Here is a 15,496-nt window from a genome sequence, read left to right as displayed (position 1 = left end):
GTATGAGAAGTAAATTTTCGATGTTTAATAAAGCAAAAAGGATAATAGCTGCTAAGCTATGTTTTTTTGTCTTCTTTTCGAAAATGCTCATTTCTGCTACACCAATGTTTATAGATGTGCTTGACAAAGGCACGGTATTACAAATTGTCATGCAATTGGAATTAGAGACAGGCGCTAAAAACACCAACTCCAATAATGAAGATTTGCATGAACATGGTGTAAAGATATTCAAACCGGATGCAATTGATTTAAGTTTTAATCCTACTGTTGAAAACTCAAGTAAACAGCGCGATTATTTAAAAGACGAAAAATCTATTTGCAGTTTTCATCCTAGAGTTCCTACCCCGCCTCCTAACTGTTAATCTTTATCCAAAATTTTTATTGGGTGATGTATTCGCTATTTTTTTATTGTACTTGAAACCAAGTACAGTATGATTTTCGTGTGTGTCAACTCATGTATTTAGATAATTATTAAACAATTTATAATATGTTAGGAACTCGTACGTCCGCTTTTCTTAAATTATCGAAAAGGGATTTAAAATATGATTTTCCAGCATCAATTGTAGTTTTCCTTGTTGCTTTGCCTTTATGTTTGGGTATTGCCATGGCCTCAGGAGCACCTTTGTTTGCTGGAGTATTGACAGGTGTCATTGGTGGAATTGTTGTAGGTGCTATTTCGGGGTCACCATTGAGTGTCTCTGGTCCAGCGGCAGGTTTGACTGTCATCGTTTTTGGTGCTATACAAAAATTAGGCGCATATGAAACCTTCTTGTTAGCAGTGATGTTAGCAGGTGTTATTCAATTAATATTAGGTGTGGTGAAAGCAGGTATGATTGGAAATTATTTCCCATCCTCTGTAATTTTAGGTATGCTTGCTGCTATTGGTATCACCATTATTTTGAAACAATTACCGTTAGCCTTCGGTATGACCGAAAGTCACGCATTTGAAATGGACAATGGTGGCGGGGTCGCAGCCTATGCGGACACTATTTTCTCAAGTATTAATTTAGGAGCTACCATCATTTGTGCCTTGTCTCTTTTAGTACTTATCTTCTGGCCATCCATTAAATATTTGAACAAAATGCCAGCACCGCTAGTTGTTGTACTTATCGGTGTAGGATTAGGATACGCCTTCCAAGGAACAAGTATGGCTTTAATTCCAAGTCATTTTGTATCTATTCCTTCTGTTTCTTCACTGGCTGAATTTACAGGTTTATTTGTACTTCCAGATTTTTCTCAAATTTTAAACAAAGAAGTTTGGGTAGTAGCTTTTACCTTAGCCATCATTGCTAGTTTAGAGACTTTATTAAGTTTGGAAGCGGTAGATAAATTGGATCCATTTAAAAGAAATTCGCCAACCAATCGCGAATTAATAGCACAAGGTGTGGGTAATATGACTTCAGGTTTCTTAGGAGGTTTGCCTATGACTTCAGTTATCGTACGTTCATCAGCAAACGTGAATTCAGGGGGCCGTACAAGACAATCGTCAATTCTACACGGCTTTTGGCTATTAGTTGCTTTATTAGCGATTCCTTCGATTATCAACTTAATTCCATTAGCGTGTTTGGCTGCTATTCTATTGCATACAGGTTATAAATTGGCTAAGCCAGCTTTATTTCAACAAATGTTCCGCAAAGGCTTAGATCAATTTATTCCATTTGCGACTACAGTAGTTGCGATAGTTTTCACGGATCTATTGATGGGTGTAGGTATAGGTATATTGGTTGCAACATTTTATATCCTTCGTGCCAATATGCAAAATGCATATAAGTTTGAAATTACAGAAGAACAAACAGCAGTATTGACATTAGCTGAAGAGGTTTCATTTTTGAATAAAGTGCCAATTCAACAAAAACTATACAGTCTACCTCGTTCCGTAGAGAAAGTGGTTATAGACGGCAAGAATAGTAAGTTCATCGATAAAGATGTGTTAGAAGTTTTAAAAGACTTTGAACAAAATGCCATGAGCAAAGGTTTAGACATAGAATTACAAGATGTATCGTACAAACGAAAGTCTGTACGTACAAAGAAGGCTAAACTTCAAAGAATAGTTTAAAAATTATAGTATTAATTATCACAAAAACTTTAACTTGGTCTCCTAGTTTAGAGACTCACAAAATAAATTTAACAAAATGGGTAACAAAGACTTAGAATTAGGATTTGAGAAAATATTAGAAGGTAACAGAGAGTGGGTTGATTTCGTAAAACAAGACGAATCAGGAAGATTTCAACAGTTAGCGAAAGGTCAAAGCCCTGAAGTACTTTGGATTGGATGTGCGGATAGTAGAGTTCCGGCAAATGAAATCACAGGTAAAAAACCAGGTGAAGTATTTGTACACCGTAATATTGCTAACATGGTAATCCACTCTGACATGAGTATGTTATCTGTATTGGATTATGCGGTTAATGTATTGAAAGTAAAACACGTAATCATTGCAGGTCATTACGGTTGTGGCGGTGTAGCTGCTTCTTTGAGCCGTCAACAATTTGGTGTAATTGACAACTGGTTGTGCCACATTAAAGATGTCTATCGTCTTCACGCTGCTGAAATTGATGCTATCGAAAATCACGAGGATAAAGTAAATCGTCTTATTGAATTAAATGTTAAAGAGCAGGTTTTCAACCTTTGTACTACTTCTATCGTACAAAATGCTTGGAAGGACCGTGACGATTTAGCTGTACACGGTATGGTGATCAACATTGGTACGGGTGAATTAACTGACTTAGGCTGTACTTTTACAAGTAACGAAGATCTGGGTGAAGTATTCGCTTATAAATAAGATTTAATATCTCATATTAAATCTTAAAACAAATAGCACTCAAGTTGAGTGCTATTTGTCTTTAATAAATACTTATTTTATTTTTTATAACCTGTAACTGTTATATCCTTTATAGCTCCCTTAGTATTAACTTTAACAGAGTCACTTTCCTTTGATTTGTAACCAGTTATCACAACCTCTTTGTTTTTATTTTTCTTGGTAACAATTTTAATAACACCATTCTTAGCGTTATCACCAAATTCAGCTATGTAGCTACTTCCTTTAAAAACCGATACGGACTCTATATCATTAGAATTTAAAGAATTTATATCAAAATCTAAGTTCTGAGCTTTATCATCGATGACAAAAAGTGGTCGCTCTTCTTTAGGTATTTCATTTATTGATTTTTTCCCCTCTAGTCTTATACCTGGACTTCGCGTATTGGTGTTTGAGTCATCATCATTTTTTAAAAAAATCCCTATTTCATCATTTGACCTTTCTTTTATGCGCGCCGATGAATTGTGTTTTGTAGTGATTGTAATCACACCATCCTTACCATTATCTCCATACAAAGCAATAGCACTTTGATCTTTCAATACAGAAATAGATTCTATATCATCTGGCTTTATGCTCGATAAATCAAAACCCTTTCCTTTTTCTACTCCATCAACGACATATAAGGCTTTTTCTCTTTGTTCTTTTAATTTTTCTTCACCTTGAGCTGAGATTGCGTGTATTACACCGTCATAATCTTCCCAGTTAGATACTAACGAACTGTATTTTCCCTTCATAACCGATCTTGACATCATTTGTGTTAATTGCTTTAAGTTCTCATCAGCAATTGCTAAAAATTCACTTTTAGAGAGAATCTTACCGTCGTAATCGTATATAAATTTCTTTGTTTTATCAATTTCAGACTTGCCTTTCAGTCTTCTGACATCTACTTGAGTTTGAACACTTTTCTTCTTTTTATCTGATTCATATTCATAGAAAGGAGATAACTTCTTCAAGGCTTCATAATCTGCAGATTGACCTTTTATTATCCGTTTTTTACCATTTTCTTCTACTGTAAAAGTTAGGCCTCGTTCGTTGCCCTCGTTCACCATCTTTTGCAACTGCTCTACCGGATAATTTTTCGCAATCCAATCACGCGAAGTAATCACAAAATATCCTTCTACGTTCTCCTTACCGATCTTCTTCTGGATATACTCTTTATCCGTATAAATATCTACTGCATAAATGTCGGATCTAGGGAAATCATAAAAGTCATCTAGCGAGACCAACTTTTCATCAATTTCGAAATATAGATTCTTACCTCTTAATTCTTCTCTGTTAAAAGTTGAAGGAGCTAACGGATAATCCGCATTATAAATTTTTTGACTGGTATCGACGGAGATAATATCCGTACCAATCGTATTCTTTAATAATTCACCAACTTCACCTTGCATTTTTACTTTTAAACTCTCGTCTAACACGGTGGTGTTTTGTGATTTCTCCACTATTTTTTCAATATTCTTTTCTGCTTTACTTACCGTAAAGGACGCTCCTGCGATCAACAAGACAGGAAGTAAGAAAGCATACTTGCTCAATTCCAATTTGGAAGAGCGTTTTTTGTTCATCATCATAATGCGCTTTTTTAGGGTTTTAAAATTAAATTGGTTACTAATACCCACCGCAGCACCTTGCTTGGTGACATGTAGTAACGAATATTGATAGGTTTGCTTGTCTACCCCTTTATTTAGCACCTGTTGATCAGTCAGGAATTCTAAATTTTGACGTACAGCTTTGCGCATCAGCCATACGAAGGGATTGTACCAACAAAACACCAATATTATTTCGAACAACAAAATATCTACTGTGTGATGGCCTCTCACATGTACAATTTCGTGTGCGAAAATATCTTGCAACTCGATTTCTCGATGTTGCTCTTTATGAATATATATTTTATTGAAGAATGAAAAAGGAACTACTGGAAATAAGACGTTACGGAATAAATAGGAATGCCATGTAGCATCTTTAGAATTTAAGTGAATACGAAGCAAACTAAATAGTTGAACCAAAAATTTTAGCACAAAAACAATTGCTACCGTACTGAACACAGCAATAATAATATCCAATAGTGATATTCCAGAACTTGCAGAATTATTCAAAAAAACAGGAGTAATAAATTCAGGCAGAAATGCTGTATCAATTACTTCACTTTTAGTAAACCAAGTTTTAATATCTATAAATTGATATACAAAAGCATATATACTGGCTATTATAAAATAAATCCTATTTAGTACATAAAAAGTCAACCCTTTCAGAAGGAAGTGGTACCCGAAATAAATTAAAGCCAATAAAAGGTTTACTTGAAGTATGTAGGTTAGTAGATTTTCCATTGCATCAGGATTTATTATGCTTGATCATTTCCATCAGCTCTTCCAATTCTTTTTCACTCAATTTTTCTTCTTTAATAAAGAAGGAAACCATTTCCTTGTAAGAATTTTTAAAATAGTCACCCACAAAAAAATTCATAAACTTTGCACGATACTCTTCTAACGTAATGATAGGCTCATATCGTTTAGCATTCGCGTATTTTACAGCTTTTACGTAACCTTTTCGTTCTAAATTCTTAATTGTAGAAGCTAGTGTAGTATAAGGAACTTGTTCTTCGGGCTTCATATTATCTAAGATTTCTTTTACAAAACCGCCCTTTAATTGCCAAACAGACAACATTGCTTCTTCTTCTTGTATAGTAAGTTTCTCTAATTTCATCGTAGTACATTTTCAATCACAATACTAATCTACGAATATCTCGTAGAATAACAAATTTTTCGTAAATTATTTCTCAGGTTTTTGACAGAATTAGATAATCAGATAGTTAGACTTATGAAAATTTTTAATTTATGACTGATAAATGTCATTTAAACTTGTTTTAAGTTTAGTTTTTCTTATCGAATTTTATACTTTTGTGTATACAAGAAAATTGATTATGTCGGAAACAGCATCTATAAATTTAAATGGCAAGACGCTTGAGTTATCTGTAATCACAGGAACTGAGAACGAAAAAGCTATTGATATTTCAAAATTAAGAGACCAATCAGGATATATTACATTAGACCCGGGATTCAAAAATACGGGTGCTACTAAAAGTGCTATTACATTTTTGGATGGCGAAAAAGGTATTCTAAAATACCGCGGCTATAAAATTGAGGAATTAGCAGAAAAATCAACTTTCTTAGAAGTTGCTTATTTATTGATTTATGGCGAATTACCTTCTAAACAAGTTTTAGAAAAATTCAGATCTGACATCAAAGGTCAAATGATGGTTCACGAAGATATGAAAAACTTCTTCGCTGGATTCCCATCAAAATCTCACCCAATGGGTCAGCTTTCATGTTTAGTCGGTGCTTTATCAGCATTCTATCCAGAATCTTTAAATCCAAATCAAAACGAAGAAGAGGAATACCAAACTATCGTAAACTTGATCGGTAAAATGCCGACAATTGTTTCATGGATTCAAAAGAAATCATTAGGTCATCCAGTTGTATACCCTAAAAAAGATTTGGGTTATATCGACAACTTCATGAACATGATTTTTGGTGAAGTAAACTGTGATAAAATCTTTGATGACGCTGTATTGGATGCAATGCGCGTATTGTTAATATTACACGCAGATCACGAGCAGAACTGTTCAGCTTCTACAGTACGTATCGTTGGTTCGTCAAATGCTAACTTATATGCTTCTATCTCAGCAGGTATCAATGCTTTGTGGGGTCCTCTTCACGGTGGTGCTAACCAAGCTGTAATTGAGATGTTGGAAGATATCAAAAAAGACGGTGGGGATGTAGAGAAATACTTAGCTAAAGCTAAAGACAAAAACGATCCATTCCGTTTGATGGGCTTTGGTCACCGTGTGTACAAAAACTTCGATCCACGTGCTAAAATCATCAAAAAAGCAGCTGACGAAGTATTAGAAAAATTAGGAGTACAAGATCCAGTATTGGATATTGCTAAAGGTTTAGAACAAGCTGCATTATCTGATCAATACTTTATCGATAGAAAATTATATCCAAACGTTGACTTCTACTCAGGTATTATCTACCGTGCATTAGGTTTCAACGCAGAAATGTTTACGGTATTATTTGCGTTAGGTCGTCTTCCGGGATGGATCGCACAATGGAAAGAAATGCGTGACAACAAAGAGCCTATCGGCCGTCCACGTCAAGTATATACTGGCGAAGTGGATCGTGAATACGTAGACTTAGAAAATAGATAATCTATTATCCTTATAAAAAAGCAAAATCCTCAAATAACTTTGAGGATTTTGCTTTTTTATGTTTCCAATGTCTTAAACTAATCTTCTTCCTGATCCCACCATTCACTGGCCTTTAGATCATCTATTTCACGACGATCACGTTTGGTTGGACGTCCTGTTCCTCTATCACGCTTTAAGATTGGAGCTTGGAACACCGATTTAAAACCATAGGTTTCCTCTACTGGAGTATGATCTTCATAATATTGAACAGCTGTTTTGGCATCTACTCTTCTTTCCAACAATCCTGTCACTAAGATTACTTTTCGTTCAATTCCTTTTTGAATAGCGTAGATCTCTCCTACTTTGACAACATAAGAAGGTTTTATATTTTGTCCATTCAGCTTCACACGTCCGGCTTTGCAAGCTTCCGTAGCCAAGCTACGAGTTTTGAAGATACGAATAGCCCACAAATATTTATCAATACGTAATTTTTCCGATTCACTTGCCATATCCAAAAATACTAACATTCTTTCAAAATAATGACTTCTACACGCTATTGATTTGCAGAAAAATGAGCATATTTGTAGTTAATATTTAGAGATTTATATAAGAAAATGGAAATTCAAAAACTTCAAAAATTAATCGAAGAAGCTTGGGAAGATAGACAATTATTAGGCAATAAAGAATACTTTGAGGCTGTACAGTCCATCATTATGAAATTGGATAATGGTGAATTACGTGTAGCTGAACCGCTTGGAAATCGCTGGCACGTAAATGACTGGATAAAAAAAGCAGTTATTCTTTATTTCCCTATTCGTGATATGAAAGTGATCGAAAATGCGCCTTTCGTTTACCACGATAAAATGAAATTAAAAACCAACTATAAAGAATTGGGGGTACGTGTAGTACCTGGTGCTTCTGCTCGTTATGGAGCTTATTTGGCTAAAGGTGTAATTATGATGCCTTCCTACGTAAATATTGGTGCATTTGTTGACGAAGGTACCATGGTGGATACATGGGCTACAGTTGGATCATGTGCACAAATTGGTAAAAACGTACACTTATCAGGCGGTGTTGGAATTGGTGGTGTATTGGAACCAGTCCAAGCTTCTCCAGTTATCATTGAAGACAACGTATTCGTAGGTTCTCGTGCTATTGTGGTTGAAGGTGTTCGTGTTGAAACTGAAGCAGTATTAGGTGCTAACGTCGTATTAACAGCTTCTACTAAGATTATCGACGTTTCAGGTCCAGAGCCAAAAGAATACAAAGGATATGTGCCAGCTCGTTCGGTAGTAATACCTGGTTCTTACACTAAGAAATTCCCTGCTGGCGAATATCAAGTACCATGTGCCTTGATCATTGGTCAACGTAAAGAATCAACAGACAAGAAAACTTCATTAAACGACGCTTTGCGCGAGCATAACGTTGCTGTTTAATAACAAATTAATAGATATGGCGAATACATTTGTGGATAGAGAGGATATTAATCAGGCTTTAGAAACATTAAAAAACGGCGGACTCATTTTGTATCCCACGGATACCATTTGGGGAATCGGCTGTGATGCTACTAATGCAGAAGCGGTGGAAAAGGTATTTGCTTTGAAAGGAAGAGATAAAAGCAAAAGTATGCTTATCCTGCTGCACAACGACAATCAGTTGGCAAGCTATGTAAAGGATATTCCAGATGTAGCTTATGAATTAATCGAAGCAACGGATAGACCAATGACTATCATTTATTCAGGTGCTAAGAATCTAGCTGAAAATGCAATTGCAGAAGATGGTAGTATAGGCATACGTATTGTAGATCATCCTTTCTGCCAACAATTGTTGCAGCGATTTAGAAAACCTATCATTTCTACTTCAGCCAATCTTAGTGGACAACCATCCGCTGCGAATTTCGATGAAATCGCGGGTGAAATTAAAGAAGGTGTAGACTATGTTGTTAAATTTGGGCAACAAGATACCGCAAAAGGCAAACCTTCAATTATCATGAAGTTGGATCCATCTGGAAAATTTGAATTTATACGTAAATAATAATACCATGAAAAAGTTAATTAGCCTTTGTGCATGCTTAATCGCATTAACTACAGTTGCTTTTGCACAAGAAAATATCAAACCCGCTAAAGCAGGTGTGCAATATGGCAAAGCTATCAACAACAAAAATGCGATTTCAGTACAAAAATTGGAAAACACCCTAAAATCTAAAAAAGAATACACGGGTAAAATAGAGGGTGAAGTGATAGGTGTTTGTAAAAAGAAAGGATGTTTTCTAACATTAAAGCGTGAAGGTCAAGAAGAGCCAATTATGGTTCGCTTCAAAGATTACGGATATTTTGTTCCTACTGATATTGTAGGCAAAACTGTAGTATTAGAAGGCAAAGCTAAAGTGAAAGAGCTTTCTGTAAAACAATTGCAACATAATGCAGAAGATGCTGGCAAAAGTGCAGAAGAAATTGCTAAGATTACGCAACCTAAAACAGACATCAACATTGTGGCTGATGGCGTATTAGTAGTGAAATAATATTTTCAAATACCAGAACCAAAAGGCTGTAGTGAAAATTACAGCCTTTTTTATATTTTTACAGTTATGAAGATGCTAAAGCCTTCCCCATGCCAATCTATCAATATCAAAGGCTCGTTGATGACGTTTGAGAAACCTATAATCATGGGAATTCTTAATATTACTCCTGACTCTTTCTTTGATGGTGGAAAACACAATTCCTTAGAGAATGCTATTGATCACGCTTCTCATATGATAAATGATGGTGTCGATATTATTGATGTAGGTGCTTATTCATCCCGCCCAGGAGCACCAATGATATCTTCACAAGAGGAAATAGACAGAGCTATTCCTATTATTGAAGCTCTTGTAGAAGAATTCCCTCAAATTCCACTTTCTATTGACACCTTCAGAGCGGATGTCGCAAAAGCTTCTATTAAGTCAGGCGCACATATTATCAATGATATTTCAGGAGGACTTTTGGACGAAGATATGTTTAAGACCGTAGCTGAATTAAAAGTACCGTATATTCTAATGCATATGCGAGGCACACCTGAGACCATGCAACAACTAACTGACTATGATGATGTAGTAAATGATGTGGCCGTAGATTTAGGAGATAAGATTTCAAAATTAAGAGAATTGGGTGTAAAAGATATTATTCTTGATCCCGGATTTGGCTTCGCCAAAACTATAGAACAAAATTATGAATTGCTACTGCGTGTAAATGAATTGCATTATCACGGTCTACCAATATTGGGCGGTATTTCTCGAAAATCAATGATTTATAAAAAATTAGGCGTTACGCCTCAAGAATCGTTAAATGCCACTACAGCTTTAAACACCTTATTATTGGAGAGAGGTGTGCAAATTCTTCGTGTGCACGACGTGAAAGAAGCTAAACAACTTACCCACCTATTATTCTAACCCTACCTAATGAAGAAGAACCAAGACATTATTACTATTGGATTTGCCCTATTTGCAATGTTCTTTGGAGCAGGCAATTTATTACTACCTCCCTTTATTGGATTACAAATTGGCGATCATGTTTGGATTACCATATTGGCTTTTGGCTTAACAGGGATACTATTGCCTTTTTTAGGAATTCTTTCTATCGTTAAATCTGGCAATTCTTTACAAGACTTAGGTAACAAAGTGCATCCAAAATTAGCTCCTATTTTAGGATTTATAATTATGCTATGTATTGGTCCATTGATCGCTATCCCAAGAACTGCAGCCACAACTTACGAAGTAGGGCTTCTTCCAAATTTTCCAAATTTTAATCCTATAGTTTCTTCTATACTTTTTTTCGGGATCACTTGGGCGTTGACTATTGTTCCGTCAAAAGTAGTGGATATCATTGGAAATATTCTTACCCCGGCCCTTCTTATATTACTACTTTTACTGATTGCAGTTGGAATATTTAATCCACTAGGAGAATATTCCAGTAGCTCATTAACGGCTTTAGATTCTTTTTCACTAGGATTTACCGAAGGTTATCAAACATTGGATGTATTAGCTTCGGTGATTTTCGCTGGAATAATTATCCATGCAGCAAAAGCCAAAGGCTATAACAGCGTACAAGAGAAAAGTTCGGTAGTCATATCTTCAGGGGCCCTATCAGCTATCTGTCTGTTTATAATATACGGAGGATTAGTATATTTAGGGGCGACCTCGAATATTGCGGATGCGAGCATCAGTCGATCGGCCTTATTGATTCATATTGCTAAAAGCACTTTAGGAGATTATGGTATGATCGCTATTTCTATCAGTATCGCTTTGGCATGCCTTACCACTTCTATTGCTTTAACTTCAGCTGTAGGTTCTTTTTTCTCAGATTTATCTGGGGGAAAATTGAGTTATAAATTGTTGGTAACTCTTTGTTGTGTGGTTTCTGCTGCTTTAGCTGTGACCGGAGTTGACAACATCATTAAATTTGCTTACCCTCCACTTGCATTTGTTTATCCTATTGTCATCACTTTAGTATTATATATCATACTATTTGGAAGCTTTGTAAAGACTAAACAACCTTACATAGGGGCATTAATTGGTGCTACATTAATTGCTATTATTGGAGTTTTAAAAATATTGGGATTATTAAGTCCGGAATGGATTTCACGATTTAATCTCCTACCATTTTTTGATATAGACTTAGGCTGGATATTACCTTCCTTCATTGGATTCATTATAGGCTTGCTAATGAGTAAAGCCAAAAAGCTGGCAACGCTTTAAAAATTGATTGGGTATTTGTCAAAAACAACAGAAATAAATTAGTATCCATAAAAAGAGCAAAGGCGTAAACATCTTTGCTCTTTCCACTATATATCTTAGTCCAAGACTATCTTACCGTACTACCTGATTTAATACCCGAAGTAGGATTTACAAAGTCTAATCTACCATCCGCATCTTCAGCCATCAAAATCATACCTTGAGACTGAATACCTTTGATTTCGCGAGGCTCTAGGTTTACTAAAATTGAAACTTGTTTGCCAACGATATCTTCTGGTGCAAAGAATTCAGCAATACCCGAAACTACCGTACGTTGGTCAATACCCGTATCGATTTTCAACTTCAACAATTTCTTTGTTTTCGCCACTTTCTCCGCTTCTAAAATTGTTCCAACACGGATATCCAATTTCATGAAGTCATCAAAAGAAATATTTGGTTTTGCAGGAGAAACAGAAGTGTTCGCAATCGCATTCGCTGCTTTCGCCTCTGCTAATTTTTGCAATTGTGCTTCAACTTGTTCGTCTGTGATTTTTTCGAACAACATTTGAACTTCACCCAATTGAGCATTTGTAGAGATAAGATCTTTCGTACCTGCTTTATCCCAATTTTGCTGTGGAAGTTCTAGCATTTCGAACAATTTAGCTGAAGTCTTAGGCAAAAAGGGCTGCGCCAGAATAGCCAAATTTGCTACGATTTGAGTCGCGACATTTAATACTGTTTTAACACGCTCTTCATCAGTTTTGTAAACTTTCCAAGGCTCTTCGTCAGCCAAATATTTATTACCCAAACGTGCTGCATTCATAAAGTGAGAAAGCGCTTCACGGAAACGGTAGTTACCGATAGATTGCTCAATTAATCCAGGATATTTTGCCAATTCGTCGAAAACAGCATTATCTGTGTCATTAAATTCTGAACCTTTCACTACTTTACCGTCAAAGTATTTGTGTGAAAGAACCATTACACGATTTACAAAGTTTCCTAAAATCGCAACCAATTCATTATTAACACGTGCTTGGAAATCTTTCCATGTAAACTCCGAATCTGATGTTTCAGGAAGGATTGAAGTCAACACATAACGTAGTTCATCTTGCTTATCTGGGAATTCTTCCAAATATTCGTGCAACCACACGGCGTGGTTACGTGAAGTAGAAAGTTTGTCACCTTCTAAATTTAAGAATTCGTTTGCTGGTACATTTTCTGGCAAGATATATTCACCATGCGCATGTAATATCGCCGGAAAAATAATACAGTGGAATACGATATTATCTTTCCCGATAAAGTGAATCAACGTCGAATCGTCCTCCGAATTCGCTTGTTTCTTCCAATAATCTTCCCAGTTTTTGCCATTGTCAATAGCCCATTGTTTAGTCGCTGAAATATAACCTATTGGCGCATCTAACCACACATACAACTTTTTACCTTTTGCTTCTTCTAAAGGAACATCAACTCCCCAATCCAAATCACGTGTCATTGAACGAGGTTGCAAGCCTGATTTCAACCAAGAAGAGCATTGACCAAATACATTGGATTTCAATTCATTCTTTTTACCCTCGATTAACCATTCTTCCAACCAAGGTTGATATTTATCCAATGGCAGATACCAGTGTTTTGTTTCTTTAAGAATAGGTGTTTTGCCACTCAAAGTAGATTTCGGATTAATCAAATCTGTAGGACTCAATGATGTACCACATTTTTCGCATTGGTCACCATAGGCGCCTTCATTCTGACAGTGAGGACATGTACCAGTAATATATCTATCCGCTAAGAATTGGTTAAATTCTTCGTCGTAATATTGCTCAGAGAACTTTTCAATAAATTCACCTTTTTCATACAAATTCAAGAAAAACTCTTGTGATAATTCATGATGAACAGGCTCTGAAGTACGGTGGTAAATATCAAATGAAATACCAAAGTTTTCGAAAGATTCTTTGATCTGCTTATTGTATTTATCAATTACTTCTCTTGGTGTAACACCTTCTTTTTTAGCACGTATCGTAATGGCAGCACCATGTTCATCCGAACCGCACACATACACCACATCTTTATTGTTCAGACGCAAAAAGCGCACAAAAATATCGCCCGGAATATATGCTCCAGCCAAGTGACCGATATGCAAAGGACCATTTGCATACGGCAAAGCCGAAGTTATCGTATAACGTTTTTTAGACAAATTGCTCAATATATTGTATTTTTAAGGTGAAAACTTTTTAAAAATTAGAGTACAAAGATAATTCAATTTGTCCTTAATAAATAAGGCTTGCTCAAAATATTCTAAAAAGTCTTCAATAATTATTTACATTGAAAAATATACGTTTAAAACATTGAATATGAATACTCCCCAACCATTGAAAAAAGGTGATAAGATAGCCGTTATTTGCCCAGCCAGTTATATTAGTGTAGACTTAACGGAAGCTTATGAGGTACTGAAAAATTGGGGATTAGAACCTATAATTTATTCTTCTGTAACAGCTCAACACCATCAGTTTGCAGGCAGTGACACACTAAGAGCCAAGGATTTTCAAGAAGCATTGGATAATCCTGAAATAAAAGCTATCATAGCAGGTCGCGGAGGATATGGATGTGTACGTATTATTGACCAAATCGATTTTTCATCTTTTGAGAAAAGACCAAAATGGATAGTTGGTTTCAGCGATATTACAGCCATCCATAGTCATATTCAACATAACTTTCAAATACCTACTATCCATGGGCAAATGGTTAAATCTTTTTTGGATGCTAGTGAAGAATCGCTTACTACATTAAGAAATGCACTTTTTGGAGAGAATGTTGATATTTCATATTCCAACTCTATCTATCCCAATCGTAATGGAACATCCAAAGGTATCCTAACGGGAGGAAATTTAGCTTTATTGCAGAGTGTATTGGCTTCTCCTTCTGACGTAGATTATGAAGGTAAAATACTATTCATCGAAGATGTAGGTGAATCACATTACAATATTGATCGAATGCTTTGGACTTTAAAAAGAGCGGGAAAATTGGATAAATTAGCGGGGTTAATTGTGGGTGGTTTTACCGATTTAAAAGATTCAGACCCAGCTTTTGGACAACGTTTTGAGGATATCATTATGGATAAAGTTCGCGAGTATGAATATCCTATTGCTTTCGGATTTCCTGCAGGACATATGGAGGATAATAGAGCTTTGATTTTGGGTAAAGAAGTACAACTTACAGTAGAAGAAGAAAAAATTACACTGACATATTTATAATAAAAATCATATCTAACTATGAGTAGATCCATCACCCACATTCGCAAAGATGTAGGATTATTAATTATAAGAGTCGCTATCGGAGGTTCTATGCTGGCTTTCATGGAATGCCTAAAATAGTTAAAGACCCCGAAAATTGGGAAAAATTAGGAACAGCCATGCACAAAATAGGTATAACTTTTATGACTTCTTTTTGGGGATTTGCAGCAATGGCAGCGGAAAGTGTAGGAGCAGCTTTAATCATTCTTGGCTTATTCACACGTCCCACAGCTTGCGTATTAGCTTTCACTATGCTTATTGTTTCTATTTCGCACTTAGCAAATGGCGATGGAATTATTAAAGCTTCACATCCGATGGAATTAATGTTAGTTTTCATAGCATTGGCTATTGCCGGAGCAGGGAAATATAGCGTTGGTGAACTACCCATTTGCTAAAGACAAATGGGCTTCGGGCTTCACAGACTTGTGCTTTGTTGCCAAAGTCTTATTTGAGTCTCCGCCCGTGTAATCGCCAGTTCCTGACGATATTATTTTTAATCCTT

15 protein-coding genes are annotated in these 15,496 nt (G+C 35.8%); 11 read left to right on the top strand and 4 right to left on the bottom strand.

The genetic code is table 11. The features are described from left to right. Window positions 1-2 precede the first annotated feature (2 nt). The 3 genes from H8B04_RS08020 (at window position 3) to H8B04_RS08010 (ending at window position 2,780) form a co-directional block, all read left to right on the top strand. Complete coding sequence (locus tag H8B04_RS08020; RefSeq protein ID WP_190302016.1) at window positions 3-362, top strand: hypothetical protein; 360 nt, start codon at window positions 3-5, stop codon at window positions 360-362. Window positions 363-487: 125 nt separating this feature from the next. Next, a complete protein-coding gene (locus tag H8B04_RS08015; RefSeq protein ID WP_165290535.1) occupies window positions 488-2,056 on the top strand; it encodes a SulP family inorganic anion transporter in 1,569 nt (522 codons plus the stop codon). Between the two features lie 76 nt (window positions 2,057-2,132). After that, window positions 2,133-2,780: a carbonic anhydrase gene (locus H8B04_RS08010; RefSeq protein WP_165290534.1), complete on the top strand. Its 648-nt coding sequence runs from the start codon at window positions 2,133-2,135 to the stop codon at window positions 2,778-2,780. Between the two features lie 77 nt (window positions 2,781-2,857). On the opposite strand, the gene H8B04_RS08005 is transcribed toward H8B04_RS08010, so the two are convergent. Continuing rightward, window positions 2,858-5,140, bottom strand: coding sequence for a M56 family metallopeptidase (locus H8B04_RS08005; RefSeq protein WP_190302015.1), 2,283 nt, complete (start codon window positions 5,138-5,140; stop codon window positions 2,858-2,860). Between the two features lie 4 nt (window positions 5,141-5,144). Continuing rightward, entirely contained in the window at window positions 5,145-5,516 is a 372-nt protein-coding gene (locus H8B04_RS08000; RefSeq protein ID WP_190302014.1) for a BlaI/MecI/CopY family transcriptional regulator, read from the bottom strand. 217 nt (window positions 5,517-5,733) lie between these two features. Here H8B04_RS08000 and H8B04_RS07995 point away from each other — a divergent pair, with 217 nt between their 5' ends. Beyond that, on the top strand, window positions 5,734-7,020 hold the full coding sequence (locus H8B04_RS07995) for a citrate synthase (protein ID WP_190302013.1): 1,287 nt from the start codon (window positions 5,734-5,736) through the stop codon (window positions 7,018-7,020). 77 nt (window positions 7,021-7,097) lie between these two features. Here H8B04_RS07995 and H8B04_RS07990 read toward each other — a convergent pair whose 3' ends face one another. Further along, window positions 7,098-7,526: an RNA-binding S4 domain-containing protein gene (locus H8B04_RS07990; RefSeq protein WP_223815329.1), complete on the bottom strand. Its 429-nt coding sequence runs from the start codon at window positions 7,524-7,526 to the stop codon at window positions 7,098-7,100. 87 nt (window positions 7,527-7,613) lie between these two features. Here H8B04_RS07990 and H8B04_RS07985 point away from each other — a divergent pair, with 87 nt between their 5' ends. The 5 genes from H8B04_RS07985 to brnQ all read left to right on the top strand — a co-directional run bounded on the left by H8B04_RS07985 (window position 7,614) and on the right by brnQ (window position 11,731). After that, on the top strand, window positions 7,614-8,435 hold the full coding sequence (locus H8B04_RS07985) for a 2,3,4,5-tetrahydropyridine-2,6-dicarboxylate N-succinyltransferase (RefSeq protein ID WP_165290530.1): 822 nt from the start codon (window positions 7,614-7,616) through the stop codon (window positions 8,433-8,435). 16 nt (window positions 8,436-8,451) lie between these two features. Then, window positions 8,452-9,033: an L-threonylcarbamoyladenylate synthase gene (locus H8B04_RS07980; RefSeq protein WP_190302012.1), complete on the top strand. Its 582-nt coding sequence runs from the start codon at window positions 8,452-8,454 to the stop codon at window positions 9,031-9,033. Between the two features lie 7 nt (window positions 9,034-9,040). Beyond that, on the top strand, window positions 9,041-9,520 hold the full coding sequence (locus H8B04_RS07975; protein ID WP_190302011.1) for a DUF4920 domain-containing protein: 480 nt from the start codon (window positions 9,041-9,043) through the stop codon (window positions 9,518-9,520). 66 nt (window positions 9,521-9,586) lie between these two features. After that, window positions 9,587-10,426, top strand: a complete 840-nt coding sequence (gene folP, locus H8B04_RS07970; RefSeq protein ID WP_190302010.1) for a dihydropteroate synthase — start codon at window positions 9,587-9,589, stop codon at window positions 10,424-10,426. Between the two features lie 9 nt (window positions 10,427-10,435). Further along, window positions 10,436-11,731: a branched-chain amino acid transport system II carrier protein gene (gene brnQ, locus H8B04_RS07965; RefSeq protein WP_190302009.1), complete on the top strand. Its 1,296-nt coding sequence runs from the start codon at window positions 10,436-10,438 to the stop codon at window positions 11,729-11,731. 106 nt (window positions 11,732-11,837) lie between these two features. Here the strand turns inward: brnQ and metG are convergent, their stop codons facing one another. Beyond that, complete coding sequence (gene metG, locus H8B04_RS07960; RefSeq protein ID WP_165290525.1) at window positions 11,838-13,907, bottom strand: methionine--tRNA ligase; 2,070 nt, start codon at window positions 13,905-13,907, stop codon at window positions 11,838-11,840. Window positions 13,908-14,055: 148 nt separating this feature from the next. On the opposite strand from metG, the gene H8B04_RS07955 reads away from it, so the two are divergent. Both H8B04_RS07955 and H8B04_RS07950 read left to right on the top strand, forming a co-directional pair. Further along, a complete protein-coding gene (locus H8B04_RS07955) occupies window positions 14,056-14,955 on the top strand; it encodes a S66 peptidase family protein (RefSeq protein WP_165290524.1) in 900 nt (299 codons plus the stop codon). 107 nt (window positions 14,956-15,062) lie between these two features. After that, a complete protein-coding gene (locus H8B04_RS07950) occupies window positions 15,063-15,389 on the top strand; it encodes a DoxX family protein (RefSeq protein ID WP_190302008.1) in 327 nt (108 codons plus the stop codon). Window positions 15,390-15,496: the final 107 nt, after the last annotated feature.

Source organism: Sphingobacterium litopenaei, assembly GCF_014692495.1.
Classification (GTDB): Bacteria; Bacteroidota; Bacteroidia; order Sphingobacteriales; family Sphingobacteriaceae; genus Sphingobacterium; species Sphingobacterium litopenaei.
Note: the sequence above shows the minus strand (reverse complement) of the source record. Positions and strands in the feature narration are given on the sequence as shown.

Coding starts and splice junctions, on each gene's coding strand:
- H8B04_RS07950 (WP_190302008.1), top strand. CDS start 15,063: ATGCCTAAAATAGTTAAAGACCCCGAAAATTGGGAAAAATTAGGAACA.
- H8B04_RS08000 (WP_190302014.1), bottom strand. CDS start 5,516: ATGAAATTAGAGAAACTTACTATACAAGAAGAAGAAGCAATGTTGTCT.
- H8B04_RS07955 (WP_165290524.1), top strand. CDS start 14,056: ATGAATACTCCCCAACCATTGAAAAAAGGTGATAAGATAGCCGTTATT.
- H8B04_RS08010 (WP_165290534.1), top strand. CDS start 2,133: ATGGGTAACAAAGACTTAGAATTAGGATTTGAGAAAATATTAGAAGGT.
- H8B04_RS07985 (WP_165290530.1), top strand. CDS start 7,614: ATGGAAATTCAAAAACTTCAAAAATTAATCGAAGAAGCTTGGGAAGAT.
- H8B04_RS08015 (WP_165290535.1), top strand. CDS start 488: ATGTTAGGAACTCGTACGTCCGCTTTTCTTAAATTATCGAAAAGGGAT.
- H8B04_RS08020 (WP_190302016.1), top strand. CDS start 3: ATGAGAAGTAAATTTTCGATGTTTAATAAAGCAAAAAGGATAATAGCT.
- brnQ (WP_190302009.1), top strand. CDS start 10,436: ATGAAGAAGAACCAAGACATTATTACTATTGGATTTGCCCTATTTGCA.
- H8B04_RS07990 (WP_223815329.1), bottom strand. CDS start 7,526: ATGTTAGTATTTTTGGATATGGCAAGTGAATCGGAAAAATTACGTATT.
- H8B04_RS08005 (WP_190302015.1), bottom strand. CDS start 5,140: ATGGAAAATCTACTAACCTACATACTTCAAGTAAACCTTTTATTGGCT.
- H8B04_RS07980 (WP_190302012.1), top strand. CDS start 8,452: ATGGCGAATACATTTGTGGATAGAGAGGATATTAATCAGGCTTTAGAA.
- folP (WP_190302010.1), top strand. CDS start 9,587: ATGAAGATGCTAAAGCCTTCCCCATGCCAATCTATCAATATCAAAGGC.
- H8B04_RS07995 (WP_190302013.1), top strand. CDS start 5,734: ATGTCGGAAACAGCATCTATAAATTTAAATGGCAAGACGCTTGAGTTA.
- H8B04_RS07975 (WP_190302011.1), top strand. CDS start 9,041: ATGAAAAAGTTAATTAGCCTTTGTGCATGCTTAATCGCATTAACTACA.